This window comes from Variovorax sp. GW821-FHT09A10, assembly GCF_059418385.1.
This window is the reverse complement of sequence record NZ_JBWKPT010000012.1, coordinates 71975-92059: the sequence shown is the minus strand read 5'-3', so window position 1 is coordinate 92059 and position 20085 is coordinate 71975. Positions and strand designations below refer to the sequence as shown.

Genomic DNA, 20085 nt, shown 5'->3' with positions numbered 1-20085 from the left:
AGCGGCATCACGACCGACGAAATGCGGTTGCTGGAATCGACCTTCTGGTCGGCCGGCGGCTCGCGCCATGCCATGGCCGAACAGCTCGGCTTCTCCAAGAGCAAGGCCAACGGCCTCATCGCCGGCCTGGTCGACCAGGGCCTGCTCGCCGAGGCCGGCCTGCAGCGCTCCTCGGGCGGGCGGCGCGCCGAAAACCTCCAGCTCAATGCCGAACTCGGCGTGCTCGTCGGCATCGACATCGGCGCCACCAGCCTCGACGTCGCGGTGCTGCGCCCCGACCTCACGGTGCTCGCCCAGCACGAGGAAGCCGCCGACGTGCGCGAAGGCCCGGCCGTGGTGCTGGCCCGTGTGCGCGTGCTCATGCGCGAACTGCTCGCGCGTTGCGGGCAGGGCGCACGCAACGTCCTGGGCATCGGCATCGGCGTGCCCGGCCCGGTCAACTTCGAAATCGGTCAGCTCGTGAACCCGCCGCTGATGCCGGCCTGGGACAGCTTCTCGATCCGCGACTACCTGCGCGAGGACTATGCCGCGCCGGTGTTCGTCGACAACGACGTCAACCTGATGGCGCTCGGCGAGCTGTGGCGGCTGCGGCGCTCGCTCTCCAATTTCCTCGTGATCAAGATCGGCACCGGCATCGGCTGCGGCATCGTCTGCCACGGCGAGGTGTACCGCGGCGCGGCCGGCTCGGCCGGCGACGTGGGCCACATCTGCGTCGACCAGGAAGGCCCGCGCTGCCATTGCGGCAACCTGGGTTGCGTCGAGGCGATGGCGGCCGGCCCCGCGATCACGCGCATGGCGATGCAGGCGGCCGAAGCCGGCGAAAGCGAAACGCTCGCCGAGTGCCTGCGCACGCGCGGGCGCATCGATGCCTTCGATGTGGGCCAGGCCAGCCGCGGCGGCGACCCGGCGGCCAACGCCATCATCCAGCGCGCGGGCAGCCTCATCGGGCAGATGCTCGCGTCGGTCGTCAACTTCTTCAATCCGTCGCATGTGTTCATCGGCGGCGGCATCACGCGCATCGGGCCGCTGTTTCTCGCGGCCGTGCGCCAGAGCGTCTACCAGCGCTCGCTCGCGCTGTCGACGCGGCACCTGGAGATCCAGTACACGCCGCTGGGCACGCAGGGCGGCCTCGTCGGCGCGGGCGTGCTGGCGATGCAGGAAACGCTCAAGGCCCGCGGGGTGGCGCCATGACGAACGCCGTGACAACCAAGGGCAGCGTGGCCGTCGAGTTCGACGGCGTGGTGAAGGCCTTCGGCCCCGTGCAGGTGCTGCACGGCGTGAGCTTCGCGCTCGCGCCGGGGCGCGTGTACGGCCTGCTCGGCGAGAACGGCGCAGGCAAGTCCACGCTGATGAAGATCCTGTCGGGCTACGAGTCGCTGACCAGCGGCACCTTGCGCATCAACGGCCAGCCGCAAAGCTTCACGAGCTCGCGCGATGCCGAGGCGCTGGGCATCGTGCTGATCCACCAGGAGTTCAACCTCGCCGAAGACCTCAGCGTGGCGCAGAACATCTTCCTGGGTCACGAGAAGAAAAAGGGCTGGCTGCTCGACGACGCCGCAATGGAACGCGACGCCGCCGCCGCGCTCGCCGCCGTGGGCCTGGCCATCGACCCGCGCACCAAGGTACGTCGGCTCATCGTCGCCGAGAAGCAGCTCGTCGAGATCGCGAAGGCCATCGCCCGCCGCGCGCGCCTGCTCGTCATGGACGAGCCCACCGCCACGCTCACGCCCGGCGAAACCGAGCGCCTGTTCAAGCTCATCGCGCAGCTGCGCGCCGACGGCGTGACCATCGTCTACATCTCGCACAAGCTCGACGAGGTGGAACAGGTCACCGACGAGGTGATCGTGATGCGCGACGGCCGCTTCGTGGCGCGCGCACCCACGCCCGAGGTCTCGCGCCAGCAGATGGCCAACCTCATGGTGGGCCGCGAACTCGCCGACCTGTACCCGCCGCGCGACCTCGTCGTGGCCGCCGACAAGCCTGCCCTGCGCGTGCGCAATTTCAGCGTGCCCGGCTGGGCGCAGGACGCGAGCTTCGAGGTGCGCCCCGGCGAGATCCTCGGCTTCGCGGGCCTCGTCGGCGCGGGCCGCACCGAACTCTTCGAAGGCCTGCTCGGGCTGCGCCCCGCGAGCGGCACGGTCGAAATGCGCGGCGAGCCCGTGCCGCATGGCAAGGGCTGGCGCAACCCGCGCGATGCCGCGAAGCACGGCCTCACCTACCTCAGCGAAGACCGCAAGGGCAAGGGCCTGCACGTGCACTTCGGCCTGCGCCAGAACCTCACGCTGATGGCGCTCGAGCGCTATGCGCAGCCCTGGCTCAAGCCCGACGCGGAACGCGCGGCGCTCGGCGAGGCTGTGAAGGACTACGGCATCCGCACCGGCTCTCTCGACGTGCGCGCCTCGTCGCTGTCGGGCGGCAACCAGCAGAAGCTCGCGCTCGCCAAGGTGCTGCAGCCGCAGCCGAAGGTGGTGGTGCTCGACGAGCCCACGCGCGGTGTCGACGTGGGCGCCAAGCGCGACATCTATTTCCTGATCCAGCGACTCGCCCGCGAAGGCCTCGCGGTGATCGTCGTCTCGTCCGAGCTGATGGAGCTGATCGGCCTGTGCCACCGCGTCGCGGTGATGCGCGCGGGCCGGCTCGTTGCCACGCTGGACGCGACCCACCTGACTGAAGAGGAGCTCATCGCTCATGCCACTGGAACCGCAGACACCCACGCAGCCTGACGCCGCACGGCAGCCGCAGCAGCAACACCGCAGCGAAGGCACGCCGCGCTGGACCGAGCGCCTGCACGGCCTCGGCCCGGTCATTGGCCTCGTGCTGCTGTGCATCGCGGGCACGCTGCTCAACAGCGACTTCGCGACCGTCGACAACGCGATGAACGTGCTCACGCGCACCGCCTTCATCGGCATCATCGCGGTGGGCATGTGCTTCGTGATCATCTCGGGCGGCATCGACCTGTCGGTGGGCTCGATGGCCGCGCTCATCGCGGGCAGCGTGATCATGTTCATCAACTGGGCCGGACCCGCCTCGGGCTCGCCGCTGATGGCGGTGATGATGGGCGCGGTGCTCGCCGTGGTGCTCGGCGCGCTGTTCGGCCTGGCACACGGCCTGCTCATCACCAAGGGGCGCATCGAGCCCTTCATCGTGACGCTGGGCACGCTGGGCATCTTCCGCGCGTACCTCACGTACTTTGCCGACGGCGGCGCGCTCACGCTCGACAACGAGCTGTCGGACCTCTACGCGCCGGTGTACTACGCGAGCCTTGCAGGCATCCCGGTGCCGGTGTGGGTGTTCGTGATCGTCGCGATCATCGGCGGCGTCATCCTGAACCGCACGGCCTACGGACGCTACGTGCAGGCCATCGGTTCCAACGAGCAGGTGGCGCGCTACGCAGCCGTGGACGTCGACCGCGTGAAGATCCTCACCTACGTGCTGCTCGGCGTGTGCGTGGGCATTGCGACGCTGCTGTACGTGCCGCGCCTGGGCTCGGCCTCGCCGACCACGGGCCTGCTGTGGGAGCTCGAAGCCATTGCCGCGGTGATCGTCGGCGGCACCGCGTTGAAGGGCGGCGCGGGCAGCATCACCGGCACGGTGGTGGGCGCGATCCTGCTCTCGGTCATCAGCAACATCCTGAACCTCACCAGCATCATCAGCGTGTACCTGAACGCAGCCGTCCAGGGCTTCGTGATCATCGTCGTCGCGTTCCTGCAGCGCGGACGCCGCTAGTTTTTCGTTGTTCGTTCCGTTCCCGTTCCACCCACCAAAGAGGAGACATCCAGCATGACGACTTTCACCCGACGCCTCGCGCTCACGGCGGTTGCCACCGCAGCGTTCGCCGCCAGCCTGCCCGCGCTTGCCGCGGACAAGGTCAACCTCGGCGTGTCGATTCCCGCGGCCACGCACAGCTTCATGGGCGGCATCAACTACTGGGCCAACCAGGCGAAGAAGGACCTCGAGAAAGAGCACAAAGACCTGAAGATCACGATCAAGACCGCCGCCAATGCGCCCGAGCAGGCCAACCAGCTGCAGGACCTGTCGACGGTCACGAAGATCAACGCGCTCGTCGTGTTCCCCTTTGAATCGGCCGCACTGACCAAGCCGGTCGCGCAGGTCAAGGCCAAGGGCGCGTACGTTACCGTGGTCGACCGCGGCCTGACCGACACCAGCGCGCAAGATGCGTATGTGGCCGGTGACAACACGGCCTTCGGCAAGATCCCGGCCGAGTACATCGTCAAGCAGCTCGGCGGCAAGGGCAATGTGGTGGCGCTGCGCGGCATCGCGACCACGCTCGACAACGAGCGCATGGACGCCTTCAACGCGGTGCTCAAGGGCAGCCCCGACATCAAGCTGCTCGATGCCAAGTACGCCAACTGGAACCGCGACGACGCCTTCAAGGTCACGCAGGACTACCTGACGCGCTTCAAGCAGATCGACGCCATCTGGGCGGCCGACGACGACATGGCCGTGGGCGTGCTCAAGGCCATCTCGCAGGCCAAGCGCGATGACATCAAGATCGTGTTCGGCGGCGCGGGCGCCAAGGACATGGTCAAGACCATCATGGACGGCAAGGACAAGCGCATCGGCGCCGACGTGAGCTACTCGCCCAAGTTCATCTACGACGCGATCAAGCTCACGGCCGAGGCGCGCCTGAAGGGCGAGAAGCTGCCGGCGACGACGATCATTCCGTCGGTGCTGATCACCAAGGAAAACGCGAAAGATTTCTACCATCCCAATTCGCCGTTTTAAGGTGACCGAGATCGCTTCACGTCCCCTGCGCTGCGCCATGGTCGGCGGCGGTCGCGACGCCTTCATCGGCGCCGTGCACCGCAAGGCCATGGCGCTCGACGGCCAGATCGCGCTGGTCGCCGGCGCGCTGTCGTCGAGCCCGGACAAGGCGCGCGCCTCGGGCCGCGACCTCGGCCTGGCCGACGACCGCAACCACGGCGACTGGCAGGCGCTGCTGGCCGACGAGCTGAAGCGCCCGGCCGATGAGCGCATCGACTTCGTCTCGATCGTCACGCCCAACCACGTGCACTACCCAGTGGCGCAGGCCTTCGCCGAGGCGGGCTTCCATGTGGTGTGCGACAAGCCGCTGGTGCACACGCGCGACCAGGCCGATGCGCTGGTCGCCACCGTGGCCAAGCAGGGCACGGTGTTCGGCGTGACCTACAACTACACCGGCTACCCGATGGTGCGGCAGGCGCGCGAGATGGTGCGCACAGGCCAGATCGGCGAGGTCCGCAAGGTCGTCGTCGAATACAACCAGGGCTGGCTCGCCAGCCACGTGGAAGCCGCGGGCGGCAACAAGCAGGCTGACTGGCGCACCGACCCCGCGCGCAGCGGCGCGGCGGGCGCCATCGGCGACATCGGCTCGCATGCCGAGAACCTCGTGGCCACCGTCACCGGCCTGGAGATCGAGAGCCTGTGCGCCGACCTCGGCGCGCTGGTGCCGGGCCGCCTGCTCGACGACGACGGCAGCCTGCTGCTGCGCTTCCAGGGCGGCGCGCGCGGCGTGCTGGTGGCCTCGCAGATCAACACCGGGCTGGAGAACGACCTGCGCCTGCGCGTCTCCGGCACGCTGGGCACGCTCGAATGGCGTCAGGAGCAGCCGAGCCAACTGGTGCACCTGCCGCACGACGGGCCCCGGCGCCTGCTCACGCGCGGCGCGCCCTGGCTGTGCGAGTCGGCGCGGCGCGCGAGCCGTTTGCCGGCCGGCCATCCCGAAGGCTTCATCGAGGCGTTTGCGAACGTCTATGCGGGCGTGGCGGCGGACATCCGCGCGCGGCTCGCGGGGCAGGCGGCCGATCCGCTGGCGGCGGACTATCCGCGCGTGGAAGACGGGGCGCGCGGCGTGCGCTTCATCGAGCGCACGGTGGCATCGGCTGGAAGCGAGCTGAAGTGGACGTCGTGGTGACGGCGCGGCATCGAAAGTTTCGCAACTAGTTCACAAAATGTCACAATTTGAGCCGCGCCTTCTCAAAGGCGTGGCGGCGCTTCCGCGGGCGCAGGTTTAATCCCGTCAGTTCTGCCGTCCATAACAAACGAGGAGAAGAAGATGAGATGGAATCTGATGGCCGCCACCGCGGTGCTTGGCATTTTTCTGAGCGGGTGCGCGATCAAGCCGCAACAGCCGGTGCCCCTGGAAGCGGAGGCGCTGAGCTCGAAGGGGGCCCGGGTCGGCGTCGCGATGTCGGCGCTGCCCAAGGTCGACACCTACTTCCCCGGCGCAGGCTGCCTGCTTTGCTACGCGTTTGCCAGCGCATCCAACGCCTCGCTGACCAAGCACTCCGAGACCCTGGCGCACGACGATCTGGGTGCACTCAAGGAGGACGCGGCGACTGCGCTGCGCAAGAAGAACGTCGAGGTCGTGGTCATCAAGGAACCCATCGATCTCAAGTCGCTGCCCGACATCCGCACCGAGGTGCCCACAGCGTCGCGCAAGGACTTCGCCTCGCTGCGCACCAAGCATGCCATCGACAAGCTGTTGGTCATCGACATGCCCCTGGTCGGCTACGTGCGGACGTATTCGTCCTATGTGCCCACCAGCGACCCCAAGGCCGTCGTCACCGGCGCCGCCTACCTGGTCGACCTGAAGTCCAACACCTACCTCTGGTACCTGCCGATCGACGTCAGCCGCAGTGCAGGTGAGAAATGGGACGAGCCGCCCAAGTTCCCGGGCCTGACCAATGCCTACTTCCAGGTCGTGGAGGCCAGCCGCGACAGCGTGCTCAAGCCGCTCGGCAGCGCCGCGCTTCGTGCCGCGGGCGCGTCTGCCGCCACCGCACCCGACGGGCAGTAGGCCTGTGCGCGCGTCACCGAGCGCCCGGGCGCCGATCGCCGTGTGGCGGGCTGCCATCGCATGCGCCGTCCTGGGGGGTTCCAGCGTCTGTGCGCAGGAAGAGCCGGCAGCACCGCCGGCGCCTCTTGCGCCGCCATCGGCCGTGGCCACGTCGCCGCGATGGGCGATCCAGTTGCCCACCAGCGATCCCGTGGCCTTCAGGGGGCTGGAGAATTTCGACAGTGCCGGCGTGGGCAGCGCGCCCATGGTGTACCCCGCGCCGAATGCCGCGGGCCTGCTGGCCGCGATCATCGTGCACGGCCTGATGAACGAATCCGCCAAGAACGCGCAGAAGACCAAGCTCCAGGAAGAGGCCGATCGCGTCCTGCTGCCTTACCGCCCGATGCTCTCGGCCTACACGCACGCCGAGCTGGCATCGAGCGTGCAGGCGCCCGCCGATTCGACGGGCGAGACGTGGTCTGTGCAGAGCGCGCCCGTGTTCGCGCTCACGCAGGATCAGGCCGCACTCGTGCTCGACAACGCCGTGAGCGTGCGGCGTGCGGGTACTCAGGGCGCGCCTGCGTACGAGAGCGTGATCCGCGTCGTGTCGTCGCCGCTCGACGAGCCCGACATCCTCGGGTACTGGCGTCGCGACAACGGTGCACCGCTGCGCCAGATGGCGGGGGCACTGATGCGAGAGTCCGTGGAGCTTGCCGTGTCCATGGCCGCGAAGACGATGCCAGGTGGCGCGACTCCTCAGAGAACCTTCCGCTACTTCGAAGGCAAGACGGAGAAGGTGGAGCGTGCGGCGCTGGTGTCGGAGCAGTGCTCGCGCCGGGTGTTGCTCACCCTGAGAGAGACGCTGATGTCTGTGCCGAGCGGTGCTGCTTCGGGCGCATGCCCGGCCACGGTGGTCACGTCGGAGGTGCGCTGAAGCGAATACAGTGGATGCACACGGGCGCACGCCTCTGCCATCCATGACCCTCGCCTCCTCCGAACCCGTCGCTGCGGGCACCCACCGTTGGCCCGCGGCCCTCTGGCAGCGCTGCCGGACGCTGTGGCTGCTCAAGCTCGCTGGCAACACCGTCGCCACGCTGGGCTTCTTCCCGCTGTACTTCTGGGTCATGCACAACGCCGGGCCGGCGTGGGTGCTGCCGCTCACGGCCATCGACCGGCTGATCGCGTTCTGGCCGGCGATGTTGCCGGTGTACCTCACGCTGTGGGCCTACATCGCGCTGCCGGTGCTGCTGGCCAAGGACCGGCGCGAGCTGAACACCATCGCCATCGGCTGCGCCGTGATGACGGCGATCGCGCTGGCCGTGTTCTGGTGGATGCCGACGGCGATCCCGAACTTCGCGATCGAGGCCGCGCCGGGCTCCTCGCTGCACTTCCTCAAGACCTTCGATGCGGCGGGCAACGCCTTTCCGTCATTGCATGTGTCGTTCTCGGTCTTCGCCTGCATGGTGCTGGCGCGGCAATTGCGCGAAGCCGGCGCGCCGGGCTGGCTGCGGCTGCTCAATGTCATTTGGGCCGTGGCCATCGTGTACTCGACGATGGCGGTGCGCCAGCATGTGCTGATCGATGTGCTGGGCGGCCTCGGGCTGGGCCTGGCGCTGGGCTTTGCACTGCGCGAGCGCCCAGTGGCGGCCCTGGCGCCGGCCGCGGCGTAGACCGATCGCGGTATTCCGCCGCGCGGGCGCCGACGGTACAAAGCGGCATCGCTGTTCACCGAGCCCGCCATGCCCTTTCGCCTGCTCTCCATCGCCGCTGCTGCTTGCCTCCTGGCCGGCCCCGCTTTCGCCATCGACTACCCGGCGCGCAAGCCGGGCCTGTGGGAAATCCAGACCGGCGAGGGCGGTGCGGCCACGGCCAAGGCGCCGGGCCAGACGATCCAGCAATGCATCGACGCGGCCACCGACAAGGCGATGCGCGAGATGGGCCAGGGCATGGGCAAGGACATGTGTTCCAAGCAGGACCTGCGCCTCGAAGGCGTGAAGCTGGTCATCGACTCGGTCTGCAAGATCGGCCCGACCACCGCGACCTCGCGCGCCGTGATGAGTGGCGACTTCAGCAGCGCCTACCGCGTCGAAAGCAAGTCGACCTACAGCCCGCCGCTGATGGGCCGCACCGAAGGCACGAGCGTCGTCGACGCCAAGTGGGTCGGCCCCTGCAAGCCCGGTCAGAAGCCGGGCGACATGGTCATGGGCAACGGCATGAAGATGAACATGCTCGATGCGATGGCGAAGATGCCGCCGCGCAAGTGAGCGCCGCCGGCGGTCGGATCAGCCCGCGCCGTTCGCCTTGACCCACCGCACGATGTCGGCCGCGCCCATCGCACCGGCCTGCCGCGCGACTTCGCGCCCGCCCTTGAACAGGGCCAGCGTCGGGATGCTGCGGATGTTGAAGCGCGCGCCCAGCGCCTGCACCGCCTCGGTGTCGACCTTGGCCAGCCGCACCTGTGGTTCGAGCTGGGCCGCGGCCTGTTCGTAGGCCGGCGCCATCTGGCGGCAAGGGCCGCACCAGGGCGCCCAGAAATCGACCAGCACCGGGATCTCGTTGCGCGCGATGTGGCGGTCGAAGGTGGCCACGTCGGGCAGTGCGGTGGAGTGGCCGGTGAACAGCGGGCGGTGGCAGCTGCCGCAGTCGGGCGCGCTGCCCAATTGCGCCGTGCGCACGCGGTTGGTCGTGTGGCAATGCGGGCAGACGATGTGCAGCGATTCGGATTCGGTCATGCCCGAAAAATAGGGGCCATGTACACGGATTGCAAGGCACGGGCGCCGAGGGCGCCGGGCCTCAGAGCACCACGGGCGCGTCGGGCAGCTCGTTGGTGTTGGGCTGGTTCTCGGCCAGCGGGAAGTGGGTCATCAGCAGCGCCGACACCTCTTCCAGCGCCAGCGTGATGCCGTCCTCGAAGCGGCCTTCGCGGAAGGCCGTGCCCATGCGCTGCGTCATCGCGGCCCATTCGGCGCTGTCCACATGCGCGTCGATGCCGCGGTCGGCCACGATCTCGATGGCGTGCTCGGCCAGCAGCAGGTAGATCAGCACGCCGTTGTTGTGCGCGGTGTCCCACACGCGCAGCTTGCCGAACAGCATGACGGCGCGTTCGCGAGGCGACGCGTGGCGCCACAGGTAGGACATCGGCAGGCCGGCTTCGACGCAGATGCGGACCTCGCCGCTGTGGCGCCGCTCGCTCGCGGCCACGCGGCCGGCCAGGCGCTCCAGTGCATCGGCCGGCAGCACGCGGCGCACCGCGGCTTCGTCGGTCCAGCGATGCCGCCAGATGCGGCCCAGCTTCGAGAGGAGCGTGGGGTCTGCAGTTGCCATGTCGTTCACCAGTCTCCCGAGGCGCCGCCGCCGCCGAAATTGCCACCGCCGCCGGAACTGAATCCGCCGCCACCACCCCCGCCGCCTCCGCCCCAGCCACCGCCTCCCCCACCGCTGCTCCAGCCGCCACCGCCGCCGCCTCCTCGGCCGCCGCGGCCTGGACCGAAGCCGGCGAGGCCCGAGAACAGCGAGACCATGAGCGCGATCATCCCGGCGATCACCGCGATCACGGTGCTGGTCGTGAGGAAGAACGCGACCACGCCGATGCCGCCGCCCATGGCGACCGAGCCCATCGTCTTGCCCAGGATGGCGCGCGCGATCGGCGCGCCGACGAAGACGCCGACGAACAGGAAGATCGCGAGGTTCTCCCAGTCGAAGCCGTCATTGCTGCTGCCGCTCTGGCTGTTGCGCGAAGGCTCGGGCAGCGGCTCGCCGTCGACCAGGCCGATGAGCCGGTCCACCGCCGCGTTCAGGCCGCCCGCGAAGTCGTTGTTGCGAAAGCGCGGCTTCATCTCCTCGTCGATGATGCGCACCGCCGCAAGGTCGGGCACCGCGCCTTCGAGCGTCTTGGCCGTGGCGATGCGCATCTTGCGATCGTCCTTGGCGACGATGACCAGGAGGCCGTCGCCCACGCCCTTGCGGCCGATCTTCCAGGCGTCGCCCACGCGCTGCGCGTAGCTCGCGATGTCTTCGGGCGCCGTGGTCGTCACCAGCAGCACCACGATCTGCGAGCCCTTGCGCTGCTCGAAGGCCGCGAGCTTGGTTTCGAGGCCCGAGCGCTGCGCGGCGTCGAGCGTGGCGGTCTGGTCGATCACGCGCGCGGTGAGCGCGGGGATCGGCAGCAGGGCTTGCGCCAGTGCGGGCAGGCCGGCCCAGGCGAGGGCTGCGATGAAGATCGCAGCCAGTGCGCGGCGGATCAGGGCAGCGGCCATCGGCGCCGCTTCTTACTTCTTCGGTGCGCTGAAATCGACCGTGGGAGGCGTCGAGATCTGGGCTTCGTTCTGCACCGAGAAATTCGCCTTCGGCTTGTAGCTGAAGACCATGGCCGTGAGGTTGGTCGGGAAGCTGCGCGCGAGCACGTTGTACTCCTGCACGCTCTCGATGTAGCGGTTGCGCGCCACGGTGATGCGGTTCTCGGTGCCCTCGAGCGTCACGCGCAGGTCGCGGAAGGCCTGGTTGGCCTTGAGCTCGGGGTAGCGCTCCGACACCACCATCAGCCGCGACAGCGCCGACGAGAGCTCGCCCTGCGCCTGCTGGAACTTGTTGAAGGCCTCGGGGTTGTTGAGCGTCTCGGGCGTCACCTGGATCGAGGTGGCCTTGGCGCGCGCCTCGATCACCTTGGTGAGCGTGTCCTGCTCGAAGCTGGCTTCGCCCTTCACGGTGGCGACGATGTTCGGCACGAGGTCGGCACGCCGCTGGTACTGGTTGAGGACCTCGCTCCAGGCCGACTTGCTGGCCTCGTCGAGGGACTGGAACTGGTTGTAGCCGCATCCGCTGAGGGACAGGACGGCCGCGAGAATCAGGAACCAGCGCTTCATCATCATTTGCATTACCTCCGCAGAAGGAGGCCGAAGTTAGCATAGATGGGGTCATGGCCCTCGATCCCCTCCACGCCCTGCAAGCCGCGAACCGCGGGGTGCCCACCGCTGCCGCGCCGCCCACCGGCACCCTGCTGATTGCGGGCGCGACCGGCGCGTTGGGCCAGGAGCTGCTGCACCGGCTCGCGGGCCGCCACCGCTTCCAGCGCACGCGCGTGCTGGCGCGCGAGCCCATGCACGACGGGCTGCCCGGCGTCGAAAGTGTTCTGTGCCCGGCGCTGCCGATCGCGCAGTGGCCGCCGATCGCGGCCGACGTGGCGGTGGTCGCCTTCGACCCGCCGCGCCTGTACCACGGCCGCGAGCGCGCGCTGTGGCACCCCGAGCCCGCCGACCTGCCCGAACTGGCGCGCTGGCTGCGCGCCAGCGGCGTGCGCACGCTGGCCATCGTGCAGCCGCACGACCGCGGCCGGCTGCCCGAGGCGCTCAAGCGCGGGCTGGCCAGCCTCGACGAGCAGGCCGTGGTCGCCTGCGGCTTCGAGCGCGTGATCCTGCTGCGCTCGGCGCGCAAGCCCACCGCCGTGCGCCTGGCCAACATGGGCGAGCGGCTGGCGGCGTGGATGCTGTCGATCATGCGGTTCATGGTGCCGGCCAACGAGCAGCCGGTGCGCGCGCCCAAGATGGCCGAGCTGGTCGACCTCGCGCTGCGCGTGGCGCCGCCCGGCGTGCACGTGGCCGCGCCCGAGATGGTGTGGCAGGCCGCGCAGGGCGCCACCGAGGCGGCGGCGCGCGCGTGGCTGATTCCCGCGTCCGTCCCCGAAGCCCCCGCGGCCCAGTCACCTGCTGCCACATGGCCGTGACGCGGGCAGGGCAAAATCTGCCGTACCCCCTTCGCTCTCGCCCTTCACCGCCATGCCCAAGACCCCTTTCCGCGCCGCCGCGGCCATCGGCGGCACTGCCGACGATGTCGAGGCCGCCTTCTATGAAGCGCTGCAACGCGGCGATGTCGATGCACTGATGGCCTGCTGGGCCGACGAGGACGAGGTGTTCTGCGTCCACCCGGGCGGCCCGCGGCTGGTGGGCGCGGTGGCGATCCGTGCGGCCTTCGAGCAGATGTTCGGCAACGGTGCGATCCATGCGACGCCGGCGCGCGTGCGCAAGATCGAGTCGCTGGCGAGCGCCGTGCACAACGTGCTGGAGCGCATCGAGGTGCTCACGGCCGAGGGGCCGCGCCATGCCTTCGTGCTGGCCACCAACGTGTATCACAAGACCGCGCAGGGCTGGCGCCTGGTGGCGCACCACGCGAGCCCCGGCAGCGCGCGCGAGCCGGACGATGCGAACGATACGCCGCAGGTTCTGCACTGAGTCCTGCCCTCGAGCGATGGCCTCTCCCTTTCCTTCTTCCTCTTTCTCACCGGATTCCGCGTCGCCCGTCGCATACGACGCAATGGGCTACGACGCCCCGCGCTGGCTGCCCGGCGGCAACCTGCAGACCATCTGGGCCGCGCTGTGGGCGCGCCGCTTCGACGGGCCGACGCCGGTGTACCGCCGCGAGCGCTGGACCGCGCCGGACGGCGATTTCGTCGACGTCGACTTCGCCGACGCGCCGCAGCCCGGCCCCCGGCCGCTGCTGGTGCTGTTCCACGGGCTCGAGGGCTCGTCGCGCAGCCACTACGCCGAGGCCTTCGCGGCTTTCGCCGCGTCGCGCGGCATGGCCTTCGCGGTGCCGCACTTTCGCGGCTGCAGCGGTGAGCTGAACCTCGCACCGCGCGCCTACCACTCGGGCGACCACGAGGAAATCGACTGGATTCTGCGGCGCATGCACGCGCAGCACGTGGTGCAGGGCGGCGGCGGGCCGGTGCTGGCGGCCGGCGTGTCGCTGGGCGGCAATGCGCTGCTGCGCTGGGCCTGCGAGGCGGGCGACACTGCGCGCGCCTCGGTCGATGCGGTGGCATCGGTGTGTGCGCCGCTCGACCTGGCCGCGGGCGGCGAGGCGATCGGGCGCGGCTTCAACCGGCTGGTCTACACGCGCATGTTCCTCGCGACCATGAAGCCCAAGGCGCTGGCCAAGCTGGCGCAGTTCCCGGGCCTGTTCGACCGCGACCGGCTGATGGCGGCGCGCGATCTCTACGACTTCGACGACGTGTTCACGGCGCCGCTGCACGGCTTTCGCAACACCGACGATTACTGGGCGCGCGGCTCGTCCAAGCCGCTGCTGGGCGCGATCCGCGTGCCCGCGCTGGTGGTGAACGCCCGCAACGACCCCTTCATTCCGGCCCGCAGCCTGCCGGGGCCCAGCGAGGTCGGGTCGCACGTCACGCTGTGGCAGCCCGCGGGTGGTGGCCACGTGGGCTTTCCGCTCGGCCTGCCGCCGGGGCATGTGGGCGGAATGCCCGAGCGCGTGGGAGGGTGGCTGGCCCACCATCTCTCGTCGACGCGGGCGCAAAATACGGTCCATGGATGACATCGTCAAACAGGCACTGGCCAAGTGGCCGAACGTGCCGCACTGCTACGGCTGGCTGGGCCTGGACGCGCGCGGCAACTGGTACATGCGCGACGACCGCACGCAGGCGCAGGGGCCGTTTCGCAGCGCCAAGGGCTCTATGCTCCGGCACGACAAGCTGATCGACTTCATTCACCGCAACTACGAGCACGACGCCGACGGCCAGTGGTTCTTCCAGAACGGGCCGCAGCGCGTGTACGTCGAGGTGGAGGCGGCGCCGCTGGTGTGGCGCGTGGCGCAGCAGGGCGCGAACGCGTTCACGGTCACGGCCCACACGGGCGCGGCGGCCGAGGTGACCGGCTGCCTGCTCGACGAGCATGGCCGGCTTTATCTGGTTGCGCCGGCAGGGCTCGGGCTGGTGCACACGCAGGACGTGGGCATCGCCGCCGAAGCGATCGAGCAAGGCATCTGGACGCCGGAGGCGGTACAGGCGGCCGACCTGCCGGGGCGCTTCGGGCATGTGCTGAGTCCGGCAGAACGCCACATCACTGCGGCTGCATAGCTATTGAAAAGATAGCAATCCGGGCCATCCGGGCATAAAAAAACCGACCTCGAAGCCGGTTTTTTTGTGGGCGCGCGAGGCGCCGTCGATCAATGAATTGCTTACTTGGCGGGCGCGCTGGCTGCTTCAGCAGCAGCAGGTGCGCTGGCCACAGCCGAAGCACCTTCGGCCGGCGCGGCAGCCGCTGCCGGACGGTCCGGCACCGGGAACTTGGCGCCGCCGGCGTTGGCCAGGTACACCACGGCGCGGCCGATTTCGATGTCTTCGAAGTCGCCGCCGCCCTGGGCGGGCATCGCGCCCTTGCCCTTGAGCGCGTGCTCGAGCAGCGTCGCGTAGCCCTGGCCGATGCGCGGGCCCCAGGCTGCGGCGTCGTTCAGGTGCGGGGCGCCGGGGATGCCGGGTGCGCCGTGGCAGGCCACGCACTGGGCCTTGAACACGGCTTCGCCGAGGGCCAGCGGCCGGTTGGCGTCACGGATCTCGATGGAGCCGACCTTCTTCAGGCGCTCGGCCACTTCACGGTCGCGCGATTCCTTGGTCACGCCGTAGAGCGCCATGTTGTCGCCCTCCGCGGTACCGGCGGGCTTGGTGCCCGAGACCACATAGGACACGAGGCCCACGATGATCAGGATCGGAATGATGAAAGAGAAAAATACCGCGAGCAGCAGTTGCTTCGGGTTCTTGATCGGGCCGGTATGGGCTTCTTCTGTGGCCTGGTTGTGCGGGTCTGCGCTCATGGCGTCCTCAATAACGGGGGGCTCGTCGGGGGCTTTTTCTAACCAACCGGCGATTATAGAGAGGCCCTTTGCCCGCGCGGGCAATTGACCTCTCCATATCGGACGCGCAGGTGTCTCAACCGTTGTTGCGTGTGGTCCAGCCGCCACCCAGCGTCTTGTACAGCGTGACCTGGTTCTGCAATTGCAGCAGGCGCGTGGCGACGGCCGATTGCTGCGCCGTGAACAGCGAACGCTGTGCGTCGAGCAGGTCGAGCGCACTGGCGATGCCGTTGCGATAGCGCAGGTCGGAGAGCTTGTAGCGCACCGCCTCGGCGTCGGCCTGCGCGGTCTGCGCGCGCGCCTGCTCGCCCAGGGTGGCGCGGCCCGCGAGCGCGTCGGCCACTTCGCGGAAGGCGGTCTGCACCGACTTCTCGTACTGCGCCACCGCGATCTCGCGCCCGGCCTTGGCCGAGTTGAGCCCCGCGATGTTGCGGCCTGCATCGAAGATCGGCAGCGTGACCGTGGGCGCGAAGCTCCAGGCCTTGCTGCCGCGGTCGAACAGGCCCGAGAACTCGCTGCTCGCGGTGCCGATCGAGCTCGTGAGCGACACGCGCGGGAAGAAGTTCGCACGCGCCGCGCCGATGTTGGCGTTGGCCGCGATCAGCTGCTGCTCGGCCGCACGGATGTCGGGCCGCTCGGTCAGCAGGTCGGAGGGCAGGCCGGCCGGCACGTCGGGCATCGGGCGGATGCCCGCGAGTCCCTTGGTGCCGCCGGCGGTGGCCTCGGCCGGCACCGGCGCACCGAGCAGCAGGGCGAGTGCGTTCTCGTCCTGCAGGCGGGCGCGCTGCTGCTGCGCATAGGCGGCGCGCGCGGTCTCGGCCTGCGAGTTCGCGGCCTGGAAGTCGATCTCGGACGACACGCCGTTGTCGAAGCGCAGCTTGGTCAGGCGCACCGACTCGTCGCGCGTGACCATCGTCTGGCGCGTGATCTCGAGCAGCTCGTCGTCCGCCAGCAGCGTGAGCCAGCCGCTGGCCACGGCCGCGATCAGGCTGATCTGCGCGGCCTTGCGCGACTCTTCGGTGGCCAGGTACTGCGACAGCGCCTGGTCCTTCAGCGCGCGGATGCGGCCGAAGAAGTCGAGCTCCCACGCGGTGAAGCCGAAGTTGACCGCGTACTGCGAGGCCACGCTGCCTTGCGTCGGATCGATCGCCTGGTAGGCGTTGGGGCTCGAGCGCGAGCCCGTGCCCGTGAGGCCGAGTGCCGGGAACAGCGCCGAGCGTTCGATCTGGAACTGCGCACGCGCCTGCTCGATGTTGAGCACCGACACGCGCAGGTCGCGGTTGTTCGCCAGCGCCGTCTGGATCAGGCCCGCCAGGCGCGGGTCGGTGAAGAAGTCCTGCCAGGGCAGGGCGGCTGCGGCGGGGCCCGACGGCTGCGCCGGGTCACCCGGGAAGGTGGTCGGCACCGGCGCTGCAGGGCGCTCGTAGGTCGGGATCAGCGAGCAGCCTGCCAGCAGCATCGCGGCCGCCAGCACGGTAGGAATCAGAGGTTTCTTAGTCATGTGTTTGGTCTCCCGTGATGCCGGCCGCGGCTGCATGCCGCTTGTCGGCCTCGTGCTGGCGCGCGCTGCCCTTGAACAGCGTGCGCACCACCACGAAGAACACTGGAACGAAGATCACGGCCAGGATCGTGCCGGTCACCATGCCGCCGAGCACGCCGGTGCCGATGGCACGCTGGCTCGCCGAGCCTGCGCCCGAAGCCAGGACCAGCGGCAGCACGCCCAGGCCGAAGGCCAGCGAGGTCATGATGATGGGACGGAACCGCAGGTGCGCGGCCTCGAGCGCGGCCTCGACCACGCCGCGGCCCTGCGCCTGCAGGTCTTTCGCGAACTCGATGATCAGAATCGCGTTCTTCGCGGACAAGCCGATGATCGTGATCAGGCCCACCTGGAAGTACACGTCGTTGGAATAGGCGCGCAGCATCGTCGCCACCAGCACACCCAGCACGCCCAGCGGCACCACCAGGATCACCGACAGCGGGATCGACCAGCTCTCGTACAGCGCGGCCAGGCACAGGAACACCGCCAGGATCGCGAAGCCGTACAGGATCATGGCCTGCGAGCCGGCGAGCTTTTCTTCACGCGACTGGCCGGTCCACTCGAAGCCGAAGCCTTGCGGCAGCTGGCCGGCGAGCTTTTCCATCTCGGCCATGGCCGCGCCCGTGCTCTGGCCCGGCGCCGCGTCACCGCTGATGCGGATGGCGGGGTAGCCGTTGTAGCGCACGGTCTGCGTGGCGCCCGAGACCCACTTGGTGGTCGCGAAAGCCGACAGCGGCACCGGTTGGCCCTTGGTGTTCACGGCGTTCAGGCGCAGCAGGTCGTCCGGCTGCATCCGTGCCGGCGCATCGGCCTGCACCACCACGCGCTGCAGGCGGCCGCGGTTCGGGAAGTCGTTGATGTAGCTCGAACCCAGCGAGGTCGACAGCGCACTGTTGATCGCGTCGAAGCTCACGCCCAGGGCGTTGGCCTTGTCGCGGTCGATGTCGATCTCCAGCTGCGGCGCGTCTTCCAGGCCGTCAGGGCGCACCTGCGCGAGGATCTTGCTCTGCGAGGCCATGCCCAGCAGCTGGTTGCGCGCGTTGATCAGCGCCTCGTGGCCTGCGCCCGAACGGTCCTGCAGCCGGAAGCTGAAGCCGCTGGCGTTGCCCAGCTCGGGAATCGGCGGCGGGCTCAGCGGGTAGATGAAGGCGTCGCGGATGCCCGACAGCGCACCGAAGGCACGGCCGGCCAGCGCGCTGGCCGAGTGGGCCGGGTCCTTGCGTTCTTCCCAGTCCTTCAGCGTCACGAAGGCGAGGCCCGCGTTCTGGCCTTGGCCGGAGAAGCTGAAGCCCATCACGCTCACGATGCTCTGCACTTCAGGCTGCTTCAGGATGAAGCCTTCGACCTGCTGCATCACCGACAGCGAACGCTCTTGCGTTGCGCCCGGGGGCAGCTGCACGTTCACGATGATGTTGCCCTGGTCTTCCTCGGGCAGGAACGAGCTCGGCAGGTGCGAGTAGAAGTACGCGACGGCGCCGATGATCGCGGCGTAGATCACGAGGTAGCGTGCGGCGCGGCGCAGGATGCGCGCGACCACGCCTTCGTAGCCCTTGGCCGTGCGCGAGAAACCGCGGTTGAACCAGCCGAAGAAGCCGCGCTTCTCATGGTGGTGGCCGGCTTCCACAGGCTTGAGCAGCGTGGCGCACAGCGCCGGCGTGAGCGACAGCGCCATGAAGGCCGAGAAGCCGATCGAGGCCACCATCACCGCCGAGAACTGGCGGTAGATGTTGCCGGTCGAACCCGCGAAGAAGGCCAGCGGCACGAACACCGAGATCAGCACCACGGTCACGCCGATGATGGCGCCCGAGATCTGCTGCATCGCCTTGCGCGTGGCGTCGAGTGGCGACAGCCCCTCTTCGCTCATGATGCGCTCGACGTTCTCCACCACCACGATGGCGTCGTCCACCACGATACCGATCACCAGCACCATGCCGAACATGGTGAGCACGTTGATCGAGAAGCCCAATGCGAGCAGCGTGGCGAAGGTGCCCAGCAGCGCGATCGGCACCACGATCGTCGGGATGATCGTGTAGCGCCAGTTCTGCAGGAACAGGAACATCACCAGGAACACCAGCGCGATGGCCTCGAACAGCGTCTTCACCACTTCGGAGATCGAGATCTGCACGAAGCGCGAGCTGTCATAAGGAATGTCCCACTTCACGCCCTTGGGGAAGTAGCGTTCCAGTTCGGCCATCTTGGCGCGCACGGCCTTGGCCGACTTCAGCGCGTTGCCGGTGGGCGTGGGCTGCACGCCGATACCGACCGCCGGCACGCCGTTCAGGCGCGCGGAGGTGGCGTAGTTCTGGCCGCCGAGTTCGACGCGTGCCACGTCCTTCAGGCGCACGGTCGAGCCGTCGGTGTTGGCACGCAGCACGATGTTCTGGAACTGCTCGACGCTGTTGAGCTGGCCGTTCACCGTGACCGTGGCGGAGATCGCCTGGCCGGGGATGTTCGGCAAGTCGCCGAGCGTGCCCGAAGCCACCTGCGCGTTCTGCGCGCGGATCGCGGTATTCACGTCGTTGGACGACAGGTTGAAGCCTTGCAGCTTCGCCGGGTCGATCCAGATGCGCATCGCGTTCTCGGAGCCGAACAGCTGGGCCTGGCCCACGCCGTCGATCCGCTGCAGTTCCGGCACGATGTTGCGCGCGGCATAGTCACCGAGCGCCACCGGGTCGAAGTCGGGGTTGTCCGAAGACAGCATCGCGAACAGCAGGAAGTTGTTGCGCGACTTGTCCACGCGCACGCCCTGCTGCGTCACGGCCGAGGGCAGCCGCGGCGTGGCGCGCGAGAGCCGGTTCTGCACGTCCACCTGCGCGAGGTCTTCGTTGGTGCCGGCCTCGAAGCTGATGGTGATGGCGCCGGTGCCGTCGGCCTGGGCCACCGATTCCATGTAGATCAGGCCGGGCGAGCCGTTCATCTCGCGCTCGATCACGGACAGCACGCTGTCCTCGAGCGTTTGCGCGGAGGCACCGGGGTAGGCGACGTTGATCACGATGGCCGGTGGGGCCACCGGCGGGTACTGCGAGATCGGCAACTGCGTGATGGCGACGCCGCCCACCACGATGATGAACAGTGCGATCACCCACGCGAAGATCGGTCGGTCGATAAAGAATTTGGCCATGCGAGGCGCTCC

The 20085-nt window shown here is 68.9% G+C and carries 20 protein-coding genes; 13 read left to right on the top strand and 7 right to left on the bottom strand.

Annotated features, from left to right (window positions below):
* The first annotated feature begins 21 nt into the window (after positions 1-21).
* The 9 genes from AC07Q9_RS29015 (at position 22) to AC07Q9_RS28975 (ending at position 9042) form a co-directional block, all read left to right on the top strand.
* Positions 22-1191 carry an ROK family protein gene (locus AC07Q9_RS29015; protein ID WP_492683114.1) on the top strand — a complete coding sequence of 390 codons (1170 nt, stop codon included), beginning with the start codon at positions 22-24 and terminating at the stop codon, positions 1189-1191.
* The gene (locus AC07Q9_RS29010) at positions 1188-2723 is read left to right on the top strand and encodes a sugar ABC transporter ATP-binding protein (protein WP_495312676.1); all 1536 of its coding nucleotides are present in this window, start codon (positions 1188-1190) and stop codon (positions 2721-2723) included. The genes AC07Q9_RS29015 and AC07Q9_RS29010 overlap by 4 nt, the downstream gene beginning before the upstream one ends.
* Positions 2689-3726, top strand: a complete 1038-nt coding sequence (locus AC07Q9_RS29005; protein WP_495312675.1) for an ABC transporter permease — start codon at positions 2689-2691, stop codon at positions 3724-3726. The genes AC07Q9_RS29010 and AC07Q9_RS29005 overlap by 35 nt, the downstream gene beginning before the upstream one ends.
* Positions 3727-3780: 54 nt before the next feature.
* Positions 3781-4746, top strand: a complete 966-nt coding sequence (locus tag AC07Q9_RS29000; RefSeq protein WP_495312674.1) for a substrate-binding domain-containing protein — start codon at positions 3781-3783, stop codon at positions 4744-4746.
* A gap of 37 nt (positions 4747-4783) precedes the next feature.
* Entirely contained in the window at positions 4784-5914 is a 1131-nt protein-coding gene (locus AC07Q9_RS28995) for a Gfo/Idh/MocA family protein (RefSeq protein ID WP_495312719.1), read from the top strand.
* Between the two features lie 141 nt (positions 5915-6055).
* Positions 6056-6799 carry a hypothetical protein gene (locus AC07Q9_RS28990; RefSeq protein WP_495303065.1) on the top strand — a complete coding sequence of 248 codons (744 nt, stop codon included), beginning with the start codon at positions 6056-6058 and terminating at the stop codon, positions 6797-6799.
* A 172-nt stretch (positions 6800-6971) separates the two neighbouring features.
* Complete coding sequence (locus tag AC07Q9_RS28985; protein ID WP_495312673.1) at positions 6972-7712, top strand: hypothetical protein; 741 nt, start codon at positions 6972-6974, stop codon at positions 7710-7712.
* Positions 7713-7755: 43 nt separating this feature from the next.
* A complete protein-coding gene (locus AC07Q9_RS28980) occupies positions 7756-8448 on the top strand; it encodes a phosphatase PAP2 family protein (protein WP_495312672.1) in 693 nt (230 codons plus the stop codon).
* Positions 8449-8517: 69 nt separating this feature from the next.
* Complete coding sequence (locus tag AC07Q9_RS28975) at positions 8518-9042, top strand: DUF3617 domain-containing protein (protein WP_495312671.1); 525 nt, start codon at positions 8518-8520, stop codon at positions 9040-9042.
* 18 nt (positions 9043-9060) lie between these two features.
* Here AC07Q9_RS28975 and trxC read toward each other — a convergent pair whose 3' ends face one another.
* The 4 genes from trxC to AC07Q9_RS28955 all read right to left on the bottom strand — a co-directional run bounded on the left by trxC (position 9061) and on the right by AC07Q9_RS28955 (position 11646).
* Entirely contained in the window at positions 9061-9510 is a 450-nt protein-coding gene (gene trxC, locus AC07Q9_RS28970) for a thioredoxin TrxC (protein WP_070063801.1), read from the bottom strand.
* Between the two features lie 61 nt (positions 9511-9571).
* The gene (locus AC07Q9_RS28965) at positions 9572-10102 is read right to left on the bottom strand and encodes a TPM domain-containing protein (RefSeq protein ID WP_495312670.1); all 531 of its coding nucleotides are present in this window, start codon (positions 10100-10102) and stop codon (positions 9572-9574) included.
* Between the two features lie 5 nt (positions 10103-10107).
* Entirely contained in the window at positions 10108-11034 is a 927-nt protein-coding gene (locus tag AC07Q9_RS28960; protein ID WP_495312669.1) for a TPM domain-containing protein, read from the bottom strand.
* A gap of 12 nt (positions 11035-11046) precedes the next feature.
* Positions 11047-11646 (bottom strand): LemA family protein, encoded by a 600-nt coding sequence (locus AC07Q9_RS28955; protein ID WP_180288586.1) that lies wholly within the window; start codon positions 11644-11646, stop codon positions 11047-11049.
* A gap of 47 nt (positions 11647-11693) precedes the next feature.
* Between AC07Q9_RS28955 and AC07Q9_RS28950 the strand changes: the two genes are divergently transcribed.
* From AC07Q9_RS28950 to AC07Q9_RS28935, 4 genes are all read left to right on the top strand, one after another.
* Positions 11694-12497 (top strand): Rossmann-fold NAD(P)-binding domain-containing protein, encoded by an 804-nt coding sequence (locus AC07Q9_RS28950; protein ID WP_495312668.1) that lies wholly within the window; start codon positions 11694-11696, stop codon positions 12495-12497.
* Between the two features lie 52 nt (positions 12498-12549).
* Positions 12550-13002 (top strand): YybH family protein, encoded by a 453-nt coding sequence (locus AC07Q9_RS28945; RefSeq protein ID WP_099793396.1) that lies wholly within the window; start codon positions 12550-12552, stop codon positions 13000-13002.
* A gap of 82 nt (positions 13003-13084) precedes the next feature.
* Positions 13085-14101, top strand: coding sequence for a YheT family hydrolase (locus AC07Q9_RS28940; protein WP_495312667.1), 1017 nt, complete (start codon positions 13085-13087; stop codon positions 14099-14101).
* Complete coding sequence (locus tag AC07Q9_RS28935; RefSeq protein ID WP_495312666.1) at positions 14094-14642, top strand: DUF2946 family protein; 549 nt, start codon at positions 14094-14096, stop codon at positions 14640-14642. The genes AC07Q9_RS28940 and AC07Q9_RS28935 overlap by 8 nt, the downstream gene beginning before the upstream one ends.
* Positions 14643-14743: 101 nt before the next feature.
* Here the strand turns inward: AC07Q9_RS28935 and AC07Q9_RS28930 are convergent, their stop codons facing one another.
* The 3 genes from AC07Q9_RS28930 to AC07Q9_RS28920 all read right to left on the bottom strand — a co-directional run bounded on the left by AC07Q9_RS28930 (position 14744) and on the right by AC07Q9_RS28920 (position 20073).
* Positions 14744-15376, bottom strand: a complete 633-nt coding sequence (locus AC07Q9_RS28930; RefSeq protein ID WP_495312665.1) for a c-type cytochrome — start codon at positions 15374-15376, stop codon at positions 14744-14746.
* A 115-nt stretch (positions 15377-15491) separates the two neighbouring features.
* A complete protein-coding gene (locus AC07Q9_RS28925; protein ID WP_495312664.1) occupies positions 15492-16916 on the bottom strand; it encodes an efflux transporter outer membrane subunit in 1425 nt (474 codons plus the stop codon).
* Positions 16909-20073 (bottom strand): efflux RND transporter permease subunit, encoded by a 3165-nt coding sequence (locus AC07Q9_RS28920; RefSeq protein WP_489062073.1) that lies wholly within the window; start codon positions 20071-20073, stop codon positions 16909-16911. Before AC07Q9_RS28920 ends, AC07Q9_RS28925 begins: the two co-directional genes overlap by 8 nt.
* Positions 20074-20085 lie beyond the last annotated feature (12 nt).